The sequence below is a fragment of the Stenotrophomonas sp. YJH_SMC_130 genome, assembly GCF_059369035.1.
Genome location: NZ_JCAFSH010000001.1, coordinates 630,629 through 645,536 on the forward strand (window position 1 = coordinate 630,629; position 14,908 = coordinate 645,536).

14 protein-coding genes are annotated in these 14,908 nt (G+C 67.7%); 10 read left to right on the forward strand and 4 right to left on the reverse strand.

Features of this window, described 5'->3' with window-relative positions; all coding sequences use genetic code 11:
- The first annotated feature begins 114 nt into the window (after window positions 1–114).
- The 6 genes from AC5P5V_RS02955 (at window position 115) to AC5P5V_RS02980 (ending at window position 7,402) form a co-directional block, all read left to right on the forward strand.
- The gene (locus tag AC5P5V_RS02955) at window positions 115–2,535 is read left to right on the forward strand and encodes a TonB-dependent receptor domain-containing protein (RefSeq protein ID WP_134969319.1); all 2,421 of its coding nucleotides are present in this window, start codon (window positions 115–117) and stop codon (window positions 2,533–2,535) included.
- A gap of 165 nt (window positions 2,536–2,700) precedes the next feature.
- The gene (locus tag AC5P5V_RS02960; RefSeq protein WP_061479228.1) at window positions 2,701–3,339 is read left to right on the forward strand and encodes a PepSY-associated TM helix domain-containing protein; all 639 of its coding nucleotides are present in this window, start codon (window positions 2,701–2,703) and stop codon (window positions 3,337–3,339) included.
- Window positions 3,340–3,379: 40 nt separating this feature from the next.
- Window positions 3,380–3,898, forward strand: coding sequence for a DUF2271 domain-containing protein (locus tag AC5P5V_RS02965; RefSeq protein ID WP_134969320.1), 519 nt, complete (start codon window positions 3,380–3,382; stop codon window positions 3,896–3,898).
- A gap of 75 nt (window positions 3,899–3,973) precedes the next feature.
- Entirely contained in the window at window positions 3,974–4,777 is an 804-nt protein-coding gene (locus AC5P5V_RS02970; protein WP_134969321.1) for a DUF4198 domain-containing protein, read from the forward strand.
- A 52-nt stretch (window positions 4,778–4,829) separates the two neighbouring features.
- Window positions 4,830–5,801 (forward strand): FAD:protein FMN transferase, encoded by a 972-nt coding sequence (locus tag AC5P5V_RS02975; protein WP_134969322.1) that lies wholly within the window; start codon window positions 4,830–4,832, stop codon window positions 5,799–5,801.
- Entirely contained in the window at window positions 5,798–7,402 is a 1,605-nt protein-coding gene (locus AC5P5V_RS02980) for a sulfite reductase subunit alpha (protein WP_231352593.1), read from the forward strand. Before AC5P5V_RS02975 ends, AC5P5V_RS02980 begins: the two co-directional genes overlap by 4 nt.
- Before the next feature lie 115 nt (window positions 7,403–7,517).
- Here AC5P5V_RS02980 and AC5P5V_RS02985 read toward each other — a convergent pair whose 3' ends face one another.
- The 4 genes from AC5P5V_RS02985 to AC5P5V_RS03000 all read right to left on the reverse strand — a co-directional run bounded on the left by AC5P5V_RS02985 (window position 7,518) and on the right by AC5P5V_RS03000 (window position 10,668).
- Window positions 7,518–8,126: a HutD/Ves family protein gene (locus tag AC5P5V_RS02985; RefSeq protein WP_134969029.1), complete on the reverse strand. Its 609-nt coding sequence runs from the start codon at window positions 8,124–8,126 to the stop codon at window positions 7,518–7,520.
- A 34-nt stretch (window positions 8,127–8,160) separates the two neighbouring features.
- Window positions 8,161–8,886, reverse strand: a complete 726-nt coding sequence (locus AC5P5V_RS02990; protein WP_134969028.1) for a murein L,D-transpeptidase catalytic domain family protein — start codon at window positions 8,884–8,886, stop codon at window positions 8,161–8,163.
- Between the two features lie 17 nt (window positions 8,887–8,903).
- Window positions 8,904–9,989, reverse strand: a complete 1,086-nt coding sequence (locus AC5P5V_RS02995; protein ID WP_134969027.1) for a L,D-transpeptidase — start codon at window positions 9,987–9,989, stop codon at window positions 8,904–8,906.
- 352 nt (window positions 9,990–10,341) lie between these two features.
- Window positions 10,342–10,668, reverse strand: coding sequence for a ComEA family DNA-binding protein (locus tag AC5P5V_RS03000; protein WP_032953992.1), 327 nt, complete (start codon window positions 10,666–10,668; stop codon window positions 10,342–10,344).
- 199 nt (window positions 10,669–10,867) lie between these two features.
- On the opposite strand from AC5P5V_RS03000, the gene AC5P5V_RS03005 reads away from it, so the two are divergent.
- From AC5P5V_RS03005 to murU, 4 genes are all read left to right on the forward strand, one after another.
- Window positions 10,868–12,361, forward strand: coding sequence for a M20 family metallopeptidase (locus AC5P5V_RS03005; protein WP_134969031.1), 1,494 nt, complete (start codon window positions 10,868–10,870; stop codon window positions 12,359–12,361).
- 69 nt (window positions 12,362–12,430) lie between these two features.
- Window positions 12,431–12,700: a GlsB/YeaQ/YmgE family stress response membrane protein gene (locus AC5P5V_RS03010; RefSeq protein WP_061479236.1), complete on the forward strand. Its 270-nt coding sequence runs from the start codon at window positions 12,431–12,433 to the stop codon at window positions 12,698–12,700.
- A gap of 66 nt (window positions 12,701–12,766) precedes the next feature.
- Window positions 12,767–13,792, forward strand: a complete 1,026-nt coding sequence (locus AC5P5V_RS03015; RefSeq protein ID WP_134969026.1) for an aminoglycoside phosphotransferase family protein — start codon at window positions 12,767–12,769, stop codon at window positions 13,790–13,792.
- Window positions 13,789–14,499, forward strand: coding sequence for an N-acetylmuramate alpha-1-phosphate uridylyltransferase MurU (murU, locus tag AC5P5V_RS03020; RefSeq protein ID WP_134969025.1), 711 nt, complete (start codon window positions 13,789–13,791; stop codon window positions 14,497–14,499). Before AC5P5V_RS03015 ends, murU begins: the two co-directional genes overlap by 4 nt.
- The last annotated feature ends 409 nt before the right edge of the window (window positions 14,500–14,908 follow it).

Consider the following 14,908-nt stretch of genomic DNA (forward strand, 5'->3'; position numbering starts at 1 on the left):
GCGCCTGCACGTCGCTGCCTGCTTCATCCCTGCCGCCCCTGACCGGGCCTTCCGTGCCCGCCGCGCGCTTCGCGCACGGCATCGCGCCATCCTGCATTCTTCGAGGTAATTGCCATGGCCCAGCGCCATCGTGTCCGTTCGTCCCTGTCCCGTACCCTGCTGACCAGCGCCGTGCTCGCGGCTTTCGCCAGCCCCGCCTTCGCCCACGGTGACGCCGTCGGCGCCCCGCAGGCACTGGACAAGGTGGTGGTCACCGCCTCCGGCTTCGAACAGAAGGTGATCGATGCCCCGGCCAGCATCAGCGTGGTCAGCCGCGAGGAACTGAGCAAGCGCCCGTATACCAGCCTGGTCGATGCGCTGCGCGACGTCGAAGGCATCGACGTGGGCCTGGAAGCGACCGACAAGAACGGCCGCGCCACCGTGTCGATGCGCGGTCTGCCGTCCGAGTACACCCTGGTGCTGATCGACGGCCGTCGCCAGAGCAATGTCGGCCAGATCTACCCGAACAACTTCGGTGGCGGCCAGTTCGCCTACCTGCCGCCACTGGAGGCGATCGAACGCATCGAAGTCGTGCGCGGGCCGATGTCCACGCTGTACGGCTCGGATGCGATGGGCGGCGTCATCAACATCATCACCCGCCGCAACCAGGACAGCTGGCACGGCTCGGTGACCCAAGGCTTCACCGTGCAGCAGGACGACCAGTTCGGCGATGCGCGCACCACCGACCTCTACCTGAGCGGCCCACTGCTGAAGGACCGCCTCAGCCTGGCGGTACGCGGCAGCTACTACGATGCCAAGGCATCGAACCCGGAATGGGATGCACTGACCCTTCCCGACGGTACGCCGTGGGAGCGCAGCATCGGCTTCGGCGGTGGCGGCAAGTCGGTCGCCAACACCAACTGGAACACCGGTGTGCGCCTGGACTTCCGCATCAACGACGATCACGAACTGTGGCTGGACTACGACGTGTCGCGGCAGAAATACAACAACAGCGAAGGCCAGACAGGCACCCTCGACAGCCTGGCCAGCCTGTGGCGCGTCGGCAATGCGGTCATTCCCAACCCGAACGGCAGCGGCACCGTCACCCGTCGCGTGGTGCAGCCGCGCGTGGGCTACACCGCCTACCAGCGCTACGAGCGCGATCAGCTGTCGCTGACCCACCAGGGCCGCTACAGCTTCGGCACCTGGCAGACCTCACTGACCCACAGCAAGAGCAACAACCTGGGTCGTTCGCTGCCGCTGACCCTGGACGAGCGCGCCAACCTGCAGACGCTGTGGAATGACGTCTGCCGCCGCACTGGCGCCGCCAACCACTGTGCGGCCGGCCGAGGCAACGCCCTGGCCGCCCTCAACCCGAGTGAGACGGCGCGCCTGCAGGCGTTCCTGCCGCGCCCGCTGCGCAGCATGGAACTGGAAGGCTACGTGCTCGATACGATGCTCGACCTGGACTTCGGCGCGCACACGCTGACGGTGGGTGGCCAGTACAACCACACTGACATGGTCGACGGTGTGTTTGGCATGGATGGCGCCGGCTACCGCAGCAACGTCAAGCAGAAACACCGCATGTGGGCGCTGTTTGCCGAGGACAACTGGGCGCTGACCGACACCCTCACCGCCACCTTCGGCCTGCGCTACGACGACCACAACGTGTTCGGCAGCCACGTCAGCCCGCGTGGCTACCTGGTGTGGAACGCCAGCGATGCGTGGACATTCAAGGGCGGCGTCAGCACCGGCTACAAGACCCCGCGTCCGGACCAGCTGTTCCCGGGCATCACCGGCTTCGGTGGCCAGGGCGTGCTGCCGCTGGTGGGTTCGCCGAACCTGAAGCCTGAAACCAGCACCAACTACGAGCTGGCCGCCTACTACGAGGGCCAGCGCTGGGGCTTCAACGTGACCGGCTTCTTCAACAAATTCGAGGACAAGATCGCCAGCGGCGGCACCTTCCCCAACTGCGAAGTGGCGCGCGCCGGCAGCGGCTACTGCGTGGACATCGGCCCAGGCTGGGCCGCACTGGGCTACAGCACCTTCACCCAAAGCGTGAACATTGACAAGGCTGAAACGCGGGGTGCCGAACTGGCCGCCCACGTCGACCTGCTCGACACCCTGCAGCTGCGCGGCAACTACACCTGGACCAGGAGCGAGCAGACCCGTGGCGCACAGAAGGGGCTGCCGATCAGCGGCACCATGCCGGCAAAACACATGGCCAACGCCAGCCTCAACTGGCAGGTCAACGAAGCGGTAAGCCTGTCGCTGATCGGCGAGGGCCGCTACGACCGCTACCGCGACACGCTGCTGGACGCCAACGGCGCCAGCCACACCCGCTACTACGAGGACTACACGATCTTCCATCTGGGTGGCAGCTGGAAGGCCACGCCCTGGCTGACGGTGAACGCACGGGTCAACAACCTGTTCGACAAGGATTTCGTCTCGCAGTCGTGCCTGTTGATCAGCCAGAGCGAATTCAACTGCGTGGACGACTATGCGACCAAGGACCAGCGGCGCAGCTACTGGATTTCGCTGAACGCGAAGTTCTGATCGCCGCGCCCTGCTCCTGCTCCACGCATGGCGTGGATCTACCGGTAGTGCCGGCCGCTGGCCGGCACCCCGGAATGCCTGCTCCGGGATACAGAACGATACGCAATTGCGAGCTATTCTCATCAATGATGTAATGGGCAGTCCCCGTCCGCCTCGAACCGTGCCGTGAGCCGTCCCGCCCTTTCCACCGTGCAGCAGCAACAGAACCGTGGCTTCTGGCTGCGGACGCTGCACCAGTGGCACTGGATCAGCTCCGCGGTTTGCCTGATCGGCATGCTGCTGTTCGCGGTGACCGGCCTGACGCTCAACCATGCCGCGAAGATCGAGGCCAAACCCCAGGTGCAGAATCAGCGTCTGGAACTGCCGGCCGATCTGCTTGGACAGCTCGGCACGCGCGAAGACGGCAACGCGCCGATCCCGCGCCCGGCCCGGCACTGGCTGGACACGCAGCTGGGCATCGCCATCGGCGGCCGCCCGGCCGAATGGTCGGCCGAGGAGATCTACCTGTCGCTGCCGCGCCCCGGTGGCGACGCCTGGCTGAGCATCGACCGCGAAACCGGCGCGGTGGAGTACGAATCGACCTCGCGCGGCGTGGTCTCCTACCTCAACGACCTGCACAAGGGCCGCAACGCAGGCCCCGCATGGGGCTGGTTCCTGGACCTGTTCGCCGTGGCCTGCCTGGTGTTCTGCATCACCGGCCTGTTCCTGCTGCACCTGCATGCGCGGCAACGGCGCATGACCTGGCCGCTGGTCGGCCTCGGCCTGATGATCCCGCTGTTGATCGCCCTGCTGCTGATCCACTGACTTCCACCGTGAATTCCATCCGTTCCTCCGGAGCCGCCCCATGCGCGTCACCCTGACCATCGCCCTCAGCGGCCTGCTGGCCACCTCGCCGGCCTATGCCACCACCCTCGACATCAACGTCGAAGTGCCCAAGCTCAACGTGGCCGAATACCACCGCCCGTATGTGGCGGTGTGGCTGGAAGGCGCCGACCAGAAGGTCGCGGCCAACCTGTCGGTCTGGTACCAGCAGACCAGCAACAGCGAAGGCCACGGCACCAAGTGGCTGCCCGACCTGCGCCAGTGGTGGCGCAAGAGCGGCCGCACCCTGCAGGTGCCGGTGGACGGCGTGACCGGCCCGACCCGCCCGGCCGGCAAGCACGCGCTGTCGTTCAACGACAGGCAGCCGGCACTGAAGCAGCTGGCCCCCGGCAACTACACCCTGGTGGTCGAAGCAGTGCGCGAAGTCGGCGGCCGCGAACTGCTGAAGATCCCCTTCACCTGGCCGGCCACCGCCGCGCAGAACGGCAAGGCGCAGGGCGCCACCGAACTGGGCCAGGTCACCCTGTCCGTCAAACCCTGAAATGGGGACGGAGGGGATTAAGTCGTAATCCCCTTCTCCTTGCCGCATCACCCCGCATCCACTGGAGTCCTCCGCATGAAGCGCACGCTCGTCCTCGCCGCCGCCCTGGCCGCTGCCCTTCCCTTCTCCGCCCTGGCCCACAAGGCCTGGCTGCTGCCCTCGCAGACCGTGCTCGCCGGCAACGCACCGTGGGTCACCGTCGACGGTGCGGTCTCCAACGACCTGTTCTACTTCAACCACGTGCCGCTGCGGCTGGAATCGCTGGTGATCACCGCGCCGGACGGCAGCACCGTGCAGCCGCAGAACGCGGCCACCGGCAAGTACCGCAGTGTGTTCGACATCGAACTGAAGCAGCCGGGCACCTACCGCATCGCGTCGGTCAATGACGGCCTGTTCGCCACCTACGAGCAGAATGGCGAGCGCAAGCGCTGGCGCGGCAGCGTGGCGACCCTTGGCGAACTGCCCAAGGACGCGAAGAAGCTGGAACTGAGCCAGTCGATCGGCCGCGTGGAGACCTTCGTCACCAACGGTGCACCGAACGATACCGCGCTGAAGCCGACCAACCGGGGTATCGAGCTGGTCGCTGTTGGTCACCCGAACGACCTGTTCGCCGGCGAGGAAGCCACCTTCCGCGTGCTGGTCGATGGCAAGCCGACCGCTGGCCTGGAGTTCGAGATCGTGCGGGGCGCCACCCGCTACCGCAACGCACAGGACGAACTGAAGCTCACCAGCGACGCCAAGGGCGAGATCAAGGTGACCTGGCCGGAAGCCGGCATGTACTGGCTGGAAACCGGCACCGAAGACAACAAGACCTCGGTGAAGCAGGCCGCCAAGCGCCGCCTGAGCTACGTCGCCACGCTGGAAGTGCTGCCGCAGTGATGTGGACCACGATGCCGGGCACACCCCGGCATCGCCGCCACGACGCATCACCATGACTGATCCCCAGCTCGACATCGCCCGCCTCGGCGGCACCACCATGGGCACCACCTGGAGCGTGTCGCTGGTCGCGCCGCGCCAGCGCGACCTGCACCCACTGCATGCCGGCATCCAGGCGCGGCTGGATGCGGTGGTGGCGCAGATGAGCACATGGGAGCCCGGCTCGAACCTGAGCCGCTACAACCGCACCAACACTGGCCAATGGTGTGTACTGCCCGCCGAAACGCGCCACGTTCTGGCCTGCGCACAGGCCATCGCTGCCGCCAGTGACGGCGCCTTTGATCCCACCATCGGTCCGCTGGTTGCGCTGTGGGGCTTCGGTGCACACGCCGGCGAGCGCCGCCCGCCCGACGACGCTACCCTGCAGGCCACGCGTGAGCGTTGCGGTTGGCGGCGCCTGCAGTGGCAGGGCGATGCGCTGCTGCAACCGGGTGGACTGGAACTGGATCTCTCTGCGATCGCCAAGGGCTTCGGCGTCGATCACGTCGCCGCGTGGCTGCGCGCGCAAGGCATTGCTGCAGCATTGATCGAGGTCGGCGGCGAACTGGCCGGCTACGGCCGCAAACCGGACGGCCAACCGTGGCGCGTGCTGGTGGAATCCGCACCGGAAGAGGATACGCACACCGAAACCCCGCCACGGGTGCTGGCGCTGGACGGCAAGGCGGTGGCCACTTCGGGCGATCGCTGGCACCAGTACCAGGCCAATGGCGAGGCCTACAGCCACAGCCTCGACCCGCGCAGCGGCACGCCGGTGCGCCAGGTCGCCGCAGCGGTCACCGTGGTGGCAGACGACGCGATGCATGCTGATGCCTGGGCCACCGCACTGACCGTCCTTGGTCGCGAACACGGCATGGCACTGGCCGAGCGCGAAGGCCTGGCTGCACGCTACCTGCAGCGTGCAGCGGACGGCGCGCGGGAGTTCCTCAGCAGCGCCTTCCAGCGCCTGCTCGACGAGCAGGATGCATGAGCACCCGGCCGTCACGCGCCTGGCTCGGCAACGGCCTGGTCCTGCTTCTGCTGGCGCTGATCGGTTGGGCGTTGCTGCGCCTGCATCTCGGCGAAGCGTGGTGGCACGGCGCGCCGCCAGCGCGGCAGTCGCAGATCGCGGTGCTCGCTACGGCGTTGTATGCGCTGGCCTGCGCCGCACTGTGGTGGCGTGGGCGCCCGCGCGACGATGCCGCCTCCGCTGACGCCGCACCGATCCTGCTGGTCTGGTCCAGCCAGACCGGTTTTGCCCGCGACCTGGCCGAACGCAGTGCCGAGGCCCTGCGTGGTGCCGGCGTGCCGGTGCGCGTGCGCGGCCTGCATGAGGTCGACGCCACCTTGCTGGCCGGCAGCCAGCGTGCATTGTTCATCGCCAGCACCACCGGCGAAGGCGATCCGCCCGACCACGCCCTGCCGTTCCTGCGCGGGGTGATGGCCACGCCGCCTTCACTGCAGCACCTGCACTACGGCGTGCTCGCACTGGGCGACCGCAGCTACGGTCACTTCTGCGGATTCGGCCACCAGCTTGACCAATGGCTGCGCCAGCACGGCGCGCATCCGCTGTTCGATGCGATCGAGGTCGACAACGCCGATCCGGCAGCGCTTCGTCATTGGCAACAGCTGCTGGGACAACTCGGCGGCGGCGCCAGTGAACTGCCCGACTGGAGCCCGGCCGAATACCAGCCGTGGACGCTACTGCAGCGCGAACATCTGAACCCGGGCAGCCCCGGCGGTCCAGTGTATTGGTTGCGCCTGCGGCCACCGGCCGGCGCAGATGTGCAGTGGCAGGCCGGCGACATCGCCGAGATCGGCCCGCAGCACGCATCGCACACCGTGCGTGCCTGGCTGGACGCACAATGCTTCGATGCGGATACCGTGCTGGATGACGGGCAGACGTTGCTGGCGCGTGTCGCGCGCTCGCACCTGCCCTCATTGGTTCCCCCGGGTGATCTGCCCGCTTTGCTGGCGACCCTGCAGCCGCTGCCGCATCGCGAGTACTCCATCGCCTCGGTGATGGCCGACGGCGCGGTGGAGCTGCTGCTGCGTCGCCAGCTTCGCGCCGATGGAACACCCGGCATCGGCAGCGGCTGGCTGTGCGACCACGCGGTCATCGGCGCGCCGGTGCAGCTGCGCCTGCGCCGCAACGACAATTTCCACGGCGTCGCCGCCGAGGTACCGCTGCTGCTGATCGGCAACGGCACCGGCATCGCCGGCCTGCGCGCGCACCTGCACGAACGCGTACGCAGTGGCGCGCGCCGTACCTGGCTGCTGTTCGGTGAGCGCACTGCCGCGCATGACTTCCACTTCGGTGAAGAACTGCAGGCGATGCTGGAAGACGGCACGCTGGCGCGGCTGGATGCAGTGTTCAGCCGCGATGGCGGTGTGCATCGCTATGTGCAGGACCGCCTGCTGGCCGAAGCAGCAACACTGCGGCAGTGGATGGATGAAGGCGCGACGATCCTGGTCTGCGGCAGCCTGCAGGGCATGGCCCCGGCGGTGGATGCGGTGATCGAGCAGGTGCTGGGGACTGCGGACAAGGAAGCGCTACTGCTGGCCGGTCGTTACCGGCGCGATGTGTATTGAGCTCACCGCATCCACGCATGGCGTGGATCTACTGAACGGCGTGTCCGGGCAGCGTGGCAATCGCACACCCGTAGATCCACGCCATGCGTGGATAGCGCCCACCGGCGCCGAGGAATCATCCCGCCGCCGCACTGACCCGGATCGCCAGCAACTCGCCCCCGCCCTGCAACGCATGCCTTTGCCGTTCACCGGCCGCCAACCACGCGGTATCGCCAGCGTGCATCGGCGGCAGGCCACTGTCGGCACCGAACGCCGCCTGACCGGCCAACAGATGCAACGCCCAGGCCACGCCCGGTTCGCAGAAGAAGAACATCGCGCCCACCAGCGGCCGATGCAGTAGTTCGGCCTGCAGCAGGTCGCGCTTCCACATCAGGTTGAAGTCGTGGGTGGTGCCGTCGACCAGTTCGCCGTGCAGCGTTTCCTCGCCCGCAAAGCGCACGCGCCCATGCGGCGGCAGGACTTCGGCCACGCGGCCATCCTCGAAGCGCAGGCGCACGCCATTGCCCTGCAGCAGCACCAGCTCGCGCTCCACGCCGGGAAACGCGGAGAACGCGGCGTCCAGCTCGATCTCGGCCACCGACAGGCGCAGCGCCCAGTCATTCCCCTGCGCAGGCAGGCGCAGGATCTCGCGGGTCCAGCCAAGTCCATTCCGCCAGCGTTCGCGGCGATAGTCCAGGCTGGAAATGACCTGGCTCGGAGTGTGCAGCAGGGAGTCGATGTTCATCCACGCATTGCATCATGCCGCGCGCCGTCGTGCATCACCGCGTGGCCAGCGTGCCCTGGCCGCCGCACCCGCCGGCCAGCAGCTGCGAGTGTTTCAACCAGTCCTGGTCGGGGTAATAGGCGAACACCATCGTGCCGCCACGCAACGCATCGATCAGTGGCTTGGCCACCGACAGGCGCACCGCCGGACAGCCCAGGCTGCGGCCCAGCCGCCCCTGCAGCTGCGCGGTGGCCGGGTTCACATATGGCGCGCCGTGGATGACGATCGCGCGTTCGCGCGCGCGGTCATTGAAGCCCGGTTCCAGCCCGGCCAGGCGCAGCGAATACCCGTTGCCGCCCATGTAGGTCTCCTGCGCGGTGAACGCGCCGAGGCTGGACATGAAACTGCCATCGCGGTTGGAGAAGTGCTCGGTGCGGTTCTCGCCGCTGTTGCGGCCATGCGCCACCCATTCCTCGAACAGCAGGCGCTGGTGGGCCAGGTCGAACACCCACAGGCGCGGCTCGGTGGACGGTCGCGAGTAATCGATAACGCTCAGTCGGTCACCGTTGATGCCAAGCTCCGGCCGCTGCAACGCACAGCGCATGGCCTGCGCCGCCAGCTGCAACACGTGGCGGTCGGCCTTGGGCGCACTGCGCGACAGCAAGGCAGCCAGATCATCGGCACTGGTGGCGAGGGCGGGCGTCTGTGCCAGCGCCGGGGCGCTGGCCGAGGTCGCCAGCAGGCCGAACGCGGCCAGCCGGCACAGGCGGGATGCAGTCATGGGCACAACGAGGGGACTCAGTTGCCCTTGAGGGTGGACCCTGGCGGCTCGGATTCCAAGACCGGCTGCATTCCGGATTCAGCCGGGCTTGGGCGGACCGCCGGCAGCGAGGTCACCAGCAGGGTCGTGCCCGGCACCAGCACCCGGTACAGCTGGCGGGCGAACTCGGCCGGCAGCGCCATCGGCAGCGAGGGCGTGGCCAGCAGGTCCGGCGTGGCCTGGGCGCGGTCCTGGCCCAGCAACGGGTAGGCCGTCCACTGGTGCAGGCGCTGGTTCACGTCCAGCGGGCTGGGCGTATCGCTGTAACCCTGCCCCATCACGAACAGGGTGGTGCCCTGGAAGGCCGGCAGCGCGTCGGCCTTCAGCGGCGACTCGCCGATCATCACGCCATCGCGCAGCACGTACAGGCGCTGGTCGTGCAGGCTGACCAGGATGCCGACCTGCCCGGCCGGCGCCGCGCTGTCGTTCCACCAGGCCTGTGCCGACGCCCCACCCTCCGTCTCCGGCAGGGCCTGGCCGCGTGCATTGACCGGCGCCAGCACTGACGGATAGGCCAGGGTCATCGGCGAGCTCTTGGCATCGGCCACCACGACGGTATCGCCACGCTGGGTTTCGCTGAACAGCTTCTGCGCGAAGGCCTGCGGCAGGCGCACGCAGCCGTGCGAGGCCGGATGCCCGGGCAGGCTGCCGCCATGCAGGGCGATGCCATCCCAGGTCAGCCGCTGCATGTACGGCATCGGCGCGCTGTTGTAGAGGTTGGACCTGTGGTCCTTGTCCTTCTGCAGGATGGTGAACACGCCGGTCGGTGTCTCGTGCCCGGCCTTGCCCGAGCTGATCGTGGTCAGGCCGATGGCAATACCGTTGCGGTAGACGTAGGCACGCTGCTCATCGAGGCTGACCACCAGCACGATCGGGCCGGTCGGCGAGATTTCCGGATGCCACAGGTATTCGCCCGGCTTCAGGTCGGTCGGCCCGCGTACCTCGGCGGTGCCGGCGGTGGCGGCTGCGGGCTTGGCAGCCGGTGTCGTCGCAGCGGCATGGGCCAGCAGCGGCAGGGCCAGTGCAAGGGCGAGCATCAGGGTCGTGGGGCGGTGCGGAAGCATCCAGCGCGGGTCCTTTCCATGCAGAGCGGCCACCGTACACCATCGGCCCGTGGTGGCCGCGGCAAAACCTGGCGCCAGAAATGAAACTGCCCGGCGACACAGCCATGTGTCGTACCGGGCAATCGTTACGTCCTTGTCGGCCTGCTGCCGCCCCCTCGCATCCTGCGCTGTGGGGGTAGCGTTGCATCCTGCACGCGGCCGCGTCTGTCCTGTTTGTATCTCAGCCCCTTCCACAGGTCTGTGATGCCACCATCCTGGTGATTGGTGCCGCGTCCTGCGGCGGTCGGTGGTCACGGCCTTCCTGTCCGCGACCGGTGAACCAGCCTCCTGCCGGTTCCGACGATTCCTGCTGTCAGCGCCTGGGTACGGTCCGCACCGGTACCGATCCGGGTACCGGATCCGCCGGCAACAACCTGTTGCCTACGGTGATCCGCTGTCGATTCCGTTCGACGATCGCTTTCCCTATCCCCTTCACCTGCGCCAGGTCCTCGACGCGATGAAACGGGCCGTGTCTGCGCCGGTGCTCGACGATCGCCTCGGCCTTGGCGGCCCCGACCATCGTCAATCCCTGCTGCAGCGCCTGGGCATCGGCGCGGTTGATGTCGATCGGTTCGGCGGCATGCGCCCCAGCGATCCCCACTACCAGCACCAGTGCCCTCAACACGACACTCCAAGGCACGACGTGTATCTCCCTGTGATTCTGGCCGCCCCGACCGGCAATCCCGTCGGCAGGAACAGTGTCCGTCACCACATGTGCACAGCCTATCGGTTTCCCGGATTTCCGTAAGCCAGCCAAATACCCGACGTGATGTAGGAAAAACCCTACCCGTGGCACAGGCGTAGAATGGCCGGATCAGCCCATGCAACCGGAGTTTCAGATGGACAGCGCCAAGCTCGGCCAATTCGTCAATGACAAGTGGGACAGCGAAATCGTCCCGCAGTTGGTCGACTACATCCGCATTCCCAACAAGTCGCCGATGTTCGACGCCAATTGGGTGCAGAACGGCTATATGGAACAGGCGGTCACCCTGATGGAGAACTGGGCCAGGGCCCAGCAGCTGCCCGGCCTGAAGGTTGAAGTGGTGCGCCTGGAAGGCCGTACGCCGCTGATCTTCCTGGAAATTCCCGCGACCGGCGCCGAAACCGGCGACGACACCATCCTGCTCTACGGCCATCTGGACAAGCAGCCGGAAATGACTGGCTGGGATGACGGTCTCGGCCCGTGGACGCCGGTCCTTCGCGGCGACAAGCTGTACGGCCGCGGCGGTGCGGACGACGGCTACGCCATCTTCGGCTCGCTGGCCGCCGTGCTGGCGCTGCAGGCCCAGGGCCTGCCGCACGCCCGCTGCGTGGTGCTGATCGAGGCCTGCGAAGAGTCCGGCAGCTACGACCTGCCGGCCTACGTCGACCACCTGGCCGAGCGCATCGGCAAGCCCTCGCTGGTGGTCTGCCTGGATTCGGGCTGCGCCAACTACGACCAGCTGTGGTGCACCACCTCGCTGCGCGGCCTGACCGGCGGCAACTTCACTGTGAAGGTGCTCAACGAAGGCGTGCACTCCGGCGATGCCTCCGGCGTGGTGCCGTCCAGCTTCCGCCTGCTGCGCCAGCTGCTGTCGCGCATCGAGGACCAGGACACCGGCCGTATCCTGATCGACGGCATGAACGTGGAAATCCCGGCCGAACGCCTGGAACAGGCCAGGCGCGCGGCCGAAGTGGTGGATACCGAGATCTTCGAGAAGTTCCCCATGGTCGACGGCCTGCGTCCGATGAACGAGGACCTGACCGAGCTGGTGCTCAACCGCACCTGGCGCCCGGCGCTGTCGGTCACCGGCGTGGGCGGCATGCCGCCGCTGGAATCGGCCGGCAACGTGCTGCGCCCGCAGACCTCGGTGAAGCTGTCGCTGCGCCTGCCGCCGACCGCCGATGGCAAGACCTGCGGCGAGCTGCTGAAGGAAGCGCTGCTGCGCGACCCGCCGAACGGCGCGCAGGTCACCCTGGACCTGGAAAAGGCCTCCACCGGCTGGAACGCCCCGGCCATGGCGCCGTGGCTGACCCAGGCCATCGACGATGCCAGCCAGGCCTTCTTCGGCAAGCCGGCGATGTACATGGGCGAAGGCGGCTCGATCCCGTTCATGGGCATGCTCGGTGAGAAGTTCCCGGGTGCGCAGTTCATGATCACCGGCGTGCTCGGCCCGCACTCCAATGCGCACGGCCCGAATGAGTTCCTGCACATCCCGATGGGCAAGAAGGTCACCGCCTGCGTGTCCAAGGTGATCAGCGAGCACTACGCCGCCAGCCTGCGTGGCGAGACCAGCGGTTCGCCGGTGGCTGCCGACAGCGGCACCCGCCACGGCGACCACGGCTGCTGCTGATCCGGCACCGGTGACGGACGCAGCCTGGCCTTGCTAGGCTGCGTCCACACTCAAGCGGAATCCGCGCGCATGAATGGTCTGTTCGGCAGCAGCAGCTGGTTGTACATCCTGCTGGTCGGCTTCTTGGTCGGCCTGCTCGGGCGTTTCTTCATGCCCGGCAACAACCGCATGGGCTGCCTGCTGACCATCGTGCTGGGCATCCTCGGTGCACTGCTGGCCGGTTGGTTCGGCCAGTACATGGGCTGGTACGCCCCCGGCGAACCGGCCGGTTTCCTCGGTGCGGTAGTGGGCGCGGTGGCCGTGCTGGCCGTCCTGCGCCTGTTCAGCGGCCGCCGCTGACCCCGTCCCTCCTTCTCCCCTCCTGTTCCCGACGTTGGCGCGCCCAGCGCCCCCGGATATGCCCGCATGACCGAATCCGCCTCCGATCCCCAGCGCAGCGCGCGGCGCCTGCAGTGGGCCCGTACCCAGCTCGACGATGCCAGCGCGGTGGTCGAGCGCGCTTCGGTCGATGCCGGCATGCGCAGCTACTGGCGCACGACCAGCACCCGTGGCAGCCACATCGTGATGGACGCCCCACCGGGGCTGGAAGATCCGCGGCCGTGGCTGCGCATGCGCGGCCTGCTGCACGACCACGGCCTGCGCGTGCCTGCATTGCTGGCGCAGGACCTGGAGGCCGGCTTCCTGCTGCTGGAAGATCTCGGCGGCCCGACCCTGGCCAGGATCCTCGACGAGCGCAACGCCGATGAATGGTTCGGCCGCGCGATCGAACAGCTGCTGCGCCTGCAGGCGATTCCGGTACCGGCCGACTTCGGCCAGTTCGGCGAAGCGCTGCTGCAGCGCGATGCCGGCCTGTTCGACGAATGGTTCCTGCAGCGTCACCTGAACCTGGAACTGGACTGCGGTGAGCTCGAGGGGCTACAGCTGGTGCATCGCCGGTTGATGGACAACGCGCTGGGCCAGGCCCAGCTGATGACCCACCGCGATTACATGCCGCGCAACCTGATGCCGGTCGACGACGGCCCCGCGGTGCTGGATTTCCAGGACCTGGTGCGTGGCCCGATCGCCTACGACGCGGTGAGCCTGTTCAAGGACGCCTTCCTGAGCTGGCCGCTGCAGCGCGTTGACGAGTGGCTGGCGCAGTACCACGAACGCGCGCGCGACGCCGGCCTGCCGGTGCCCGACCGCGCCACCTTCCTGCGCGATGCCGACTGGATGGGCATCCAGCGCCACGTGAAGATCCTCGGCCTGTTCTGCCGCTTGCGCTACCGCGACAACAAGGGCCATTACCTGGACGACGCACCGCGCTTCATCGGCTATCTGGATGAAGTGCTGCCACGCTATCGCGAGCTGGCCCCCCTGCAGCAGCTGCTGGAAAACCGCATCAAGCCGGCGCTGGCCGACCTGGGCGCACCGATGCGCGTGGCCCGATGAAGGCGCTGGTCTTTGCCGCCGGGCTCGGCGAGCGCATGCGCCCGCTGACCCTGCACACACCCAAGCCGCTGCTGGAAGTGGCCGGCAAGCCACTGATCGTCTGGCACCTGGAGCGCCTGGCGGCGCTCGGCGTACGCGAGGTAGTGGTCAACACCGCGTGGCTGGCCGAGCAGTTCCCGGCGACGCTGGGTGATGGCAGCCAGTGGGGCCTGCGCCTGCATTTCCTTTACGAAGGGCAGACCCCACTGGAAACCGGCGGCGGCATCCTCAATGCACTGCCGGTGCTGGGCGATGCCCCGTTCCTGGTGGTGAACGGCGATATCTGGACCGATTTCAATTTCGCCACGCTGCCGCGCGAGCCGCAGGGCCAGGCACACCTGGTGCTGGTCGACAATCCGGTTCAGCACCCGAACGGTGACTATCGGCTGGATGCACAGGGCCTGCTGCACCACGACCGCGCAGGGCCATGCCTGACCTATGCCGGCATCGGCGTGTACCGCCCCTCGATCGTGGCCGACTGGCGCGCGGTGATCGGCGATGCGCCGGGCAGCGAGCGGCTGCCGCCGAGGTTCTCGGTGGTGCCGCTGCAGAAGCATTTCATGGCGCAGGGGTTGATGACGGGGCAGCACCATCGGGGGCGTTGGACCGATGTCGGGACCGTGGATCGCCTGCGCGCGCTGGATGTGGAGCTGGCGGCGAACGGCTGAGCCCCTCGTGGCTGGACTCATTGAAAGCAGAAGCCGTGCTTGGCCGGTCGGGGTGGGCTGCGCAGGGGACGCTGCAAGTCCCCCTCCGGGGCCCGGCCCAGCCGCTGGCGGCTGTGCGTTCGGGCGCTTGCGAAGCAGTGCTTCGCAAGCAAAGCGCCCTCACCCCTGTAAGCTCGGTCGCCGCATCCATGCGGCTCACGCCCCTGCGCAGCCCACCCCGACCGGCCACTGACAGTTTCCGTGGGCGTCCAGCCACGGAAGAAAGAAAGAAAAGCAAGAGCGGGTCGCTTCGCTGCGCTTGCTCTGGTGACGACCAACGGTCGTCACCCACCACAAGCAAGACACGTGTCGACCAAGGTCGACACCCACCAACAGCAGTCAACAGTCAGCAGTGCAGTACGCAGTCCCG